This window comes from Stieleria sp. (assembly GCF_041595215.1).
Lineage (GTDB): Bacteria > Planctomycetota > Planctomycetia > Pirellulales > Pirellulaceae > Stieleria > Stieleria magnilauensis.
In genome coordinates, this window is the sequence record NZ_JBFHKV010000821.1 from 1 (window position 1) to 4,024 (window position 4,024).

A 4,024-nucleotide genomic window follows, 5' to 3' on the forward strand; every position below is an offset into this window, starting at 1 on the left:
CCGTATTGTGCCGCCCGAGCCGGCTCGGTTTCGGTCAACTGACGAAAGTAATCACGGAATCCGTCGACGCTGCCCCGGTCATATCCGGCCCAGAACGCCGGTTCACTCATCGCCACACAGCCCATCCGCGCAAGGGTCGCATAATCATCCGTCGTGCGGGAAACCATGTGGATATGCGGGTCGATGTAGTCCATACGTGATCTATGTCAGTGAAAGTGAAAGTTGACCGCGACGATGCACCACTCGCGGGGGCATCGATCGACAAAAGTCATCGCGCGACTCGTTCGGCGACCTGCCTGAAGTTTAACGCAAGCCCGACGTTTACGCTTCTGTGATCCCCAGTTGTTGACGCCAATCGGTGTCATACTTTCGCGAAAACAATTGCTGCAACCGCTCCGCCCGACTCGGCTCCTCGGACAACAGAATCTTCGTCGCTTCGATCAACAGCTCGCGTTTCGATCTTGCCCCATCCTCAAGCGGCGCTGTTTCACACGCCCGGTCGATTCGATCCAGCGTCGCGGCAACTTCCAACAGCTTCGCTCGGACCTCCAAAAACGATTCCGCGACAATTTGATCGCCGTTTCGCACGTTTGTCATAAAATTGCTCGATGATTAAAAATGCCGGCTCTGTCGTTCATTCTCGCTCAGTATAACCCAGACGTGCTGCTTCGCTCGACTCCCCCCAGCGTGTACTTGATCACAGCCCTCGGTACTCCAACGCCGCGATGCGACGCAAACGATGCCACAAACTGCTCGCTTCCACATTGATTTCCGCCAGCGCCACCGACCGCAACGGTAGCGGCGGCGACGAAGCCGGGTCGAGCGTGATGCGGACAAAATAGTTCGCCTGCGACACGTCCAGCCGATCCTTTGAATCCGCGGCATCGGCGAGCAATTCCGGGGGGATCGATTCTACGGCGGCACGTTCGAAATGTCGCACCGTGTTTTTAGTCACTGCTCCCTGAATCACTGCCCCCTGAATCTGACCTCGCGATCGTGACGCGTGGCGAATCCGCACGTGCTGTCCGGCGCGGATCAGATCGACGTGACTCTGGTCCACCAGCGCGACCCCCTTTCGATGCTCGGGGTGTCCGACCCAACCCATCAACGTGCCCGACGGAACCCATTGTCCGGGACGCCACTTTCGATCCCGCGCATCGACCGGGGTTGGGATCGCATGAGTGAAGCGGCCGGGGGAACCGGCGACCAGCGTCAAACGTTGCTTGCGTCGGGCGATCAACCGACGATGCTTCTCCGCCGCCTCGCTGCGTTTCAATGCAACGGACAAGGCGGCGGAGTTTTCAGCTGGGGTGCCCTTGCGTGACTGCCACGCGGCGACGAGCGCCGTGGCCACGGCGAGTTCCGCATCGGCCTGCGCCAGTTGGTCGTCGAGGTCATCGTTCCGCAGCCGAATCAGCACCTGGCCGGATTCAACCATCGTCCCCGACTCGGCCAGCTCGACGATGCGTCCCGATTCAATCGCGTGCAATTCCTGCTGCTCGGCGGCTACCACCAACACCGGCACGACGACTCGCCTGGAAAACGGAATCACCATCCCGATCCACAGCAACCCGACCACAGCCGCAACAAACACGATCGGCCGGCGATGATTCCACCATCGTCGGCGATGCGGCGCCGACGCCTGGTCGCTGGAAACTTGCCCCGACCGCGGCCGTGCATCGGGAGACCGCAGCACCGAGGTGATAGCCCGCAAGAGCATCGATCCCAACAGCGCCGCGGCAAACGCGGCGCCCAACCAGCCCAGCCCCACATCGACGGATCCGTGGTAGATCAAGAGCGTCAGCAGCCCGACGACGAACAAACGATACGCCGCGCTAGCGGCGGCATAAAACACCAGCGCCGTCGTTGGGACGGCACGCCCGATTTGCGGAACCACGTCAACGTCGGCCGCTTCGCCCCACACCCCTTTTCGAACCACGTTTCGCATCGCCTGGTTGGCTCGTTGCGAAAGGTTCGGAACACCGATCCAATCGGCCAACATGAAATAGCCGTCGTAGCGCAACAAGGGGTTGCCATTGATCAACACCGTCGAGACGCAACAGACCACCATCACGACGAGCGCCAAATCGTGAACGATCGACGCATCGGTCACCGCCCACACGATGGTTGCCAGTCCGGCAAGACACAATTCGGCCATCATGCCTGCGGCGGAAACCAACACCCGCCGGCTGCGACGCGGCACACGCCACAAATCGGAAACATCGCAGTACAAACAGGGCGCTCCGAACAACAACATCACGCCCAGCTCACGGCACTCCGCCCCGACCCATCGACACGCCACCACATGCGCCAATTCATGAATCGATTTGGCCGCCGCAATCGTGACCAACACCAAAACAAACCAAACTGGATCGCGGCGGGCAACGGCGCGTGAGAGTTCGCCGGCTAACACATCGAACCGGGCAACCAGCAGTGCGAAGGAAATCACGGTCAGGCCAATCAAGCCGATCCACATTGCTTTCGAGCTTGACCATCGCTTGGCTGTCTCGGGAATCTGGAACCAGGCGTTCGGGTTCAGCCCCGGCAATCGAAACGCGACCATCTTGCCCAGCGATCGGCTCAACCGAGTGGAAAAGGAAGACGCTGCGTGTTGGCCCAGCGATTGATCAAACACCGCCCGATCGATCGGCCCGCCGTTGCCGACCGTCACCAGCATTCCTTTTCGACGCGCCTGCGCATAAAACGAAACCAACGCATCCACGCTGGATTCCAACGGCTTGATCGTCGCGGCGGCGATCTGGCAAAGCTCGCGGATCGAGTGACCGCCATCGGCAAGTTCCAACAAACGCTTTTCGATTTTGGAAAGGTAAAACCATTCGCCGGCCAAAGGATCGTTCACCACCCAATAGCCGTCCGCGGCCCCGATTCCGTCCACCCAACGGAAGTGGAGATCGCTGCGAAGTCGCCAGAGGTCGCGATCGTTTCCATTGGCCGATGCCGATCGATTCACCAATCAATCTCCACTTGATCACCAGGGAAAAAGGCGCCGCCGTCGATCCGAACCAGAAACCGAAATTCGCCGCTGACCGAATCTCGCTCGGAGCTGACGAAATCGATCGTCCCGTCGACCTCGCGGTCCGCCGAAGACAGGCGAACCTGTTGACCGCGTTTGGGTCGGACCAGCCCGCTGAAAAAACCTTCCGCGTGCAGTTGATCAAGGTTGATCACACGCACCACCGAGTCTCCCGGTCGAACCCACTCGCCGCGGCGTTTGAAGATTTCGACAACCACGCCATCGATCGGTGACGCGACCCGATGCCGCGCGACGGTCAACTCCTGAATCTGAAGCGTCTTCTGTTTTGACTCGATGTCCAAACGCAACGACTCCGCGTCGGCGACCGCAACGGATCGTCGCAGCTCCGCCCGTTGGGCCGCCAGTTCGGCGATCTTCACCCCCTGAGCTTCCCCCTCGGCCGAAAGCTGATCCATCCGCCGCTGAAACTCCGCCTCCACGCGTTCCAAACGCGAACGATCGTATTTCAATCGCAGGTTTTCCAGCTCGGAATCGGAGACGCTGTCGGCGAATTGTTCCCGCGCGCCGATCGCACGCGACCATTCGTTCTTGGCCACCGCTTCCGCTTTCTCGGCGGCCGACACGCGAACCTGACTGAGCGCTTTTTCGGAGGCGATCTTGGCCAATAATCGTTGTTGCTGCAAAACGGCTTCCTTCTCGTTGGACTCCGTTGCGGCAATCTTGTCGTCACGGTATTGGCTCGATCGTTGCCGACTGATCGCCAACTCCGTCGCCGCTAGTTCACGCTGAGCTTCGCTGATGCGGTCGTCGATGCGGGCGATGACTTGCCCCGCTTTGACGGTATCTCCCAAGCGAACGTCCAAACTTTCGATCGCACCTGGCTCAAGCGCAGGGACCTCGACTTGATCGATCAACTTGATCACCAACGGGCCGACCACCTGGGGTTCATCCGCACCGATCGTCGGCAACGGCATCACCAACATCAACCACGCATGGGCAAGCGTGATCCTCACCGCCCGCCCGATGCCC

General features: G+C 60.2%; 3 protein-coding genes and 1 pseudogene. All 4 read right to left on the reverse strand.

The window, feature by feature from the left end:
• A pseudogene (locus tag ABX749_RS24700) lies at positions 1-194 on the reverse strand (metal-dependent hydrolase); the annotation flags it as partial.
• 127 nt (positions 195-321) lie between these two features.
• Positions 322-597: a hypothetical protein gene (locus ABX749_RS24705; RefSeq protein WP_145208812.1), complete on the reverse strand. Its 276-nt coding sequence runs from the start codon at positions 595-597 to the stop codon at positions 322-324.
• Positions 598-697: 100 nt separating this feature from the next.
• Positions 698-2,971 carry a biotin/lipoyl-binding protein gene (locus ABX749_RS24710; protein WP_372898337.1) on the reverse strand — a complete coding sequence of 758 codons (2,274 nt, stop codon included), beginning with the start codon at positions 2,969-2,971 and terminating at the stop codon, positions 698-700.
• A partial coding sequence (locus tag ABX749_RS24715) for an HlyD family secretion protein (protein ID WP_372898338.1) occupies positions 2,968-4,024 on the reverse strand: 1,057 nt, incomplete at its 5' end. The genes ABX749_RS24710 and ABX749_RS24715, both read right to left, overlap by 4 nt.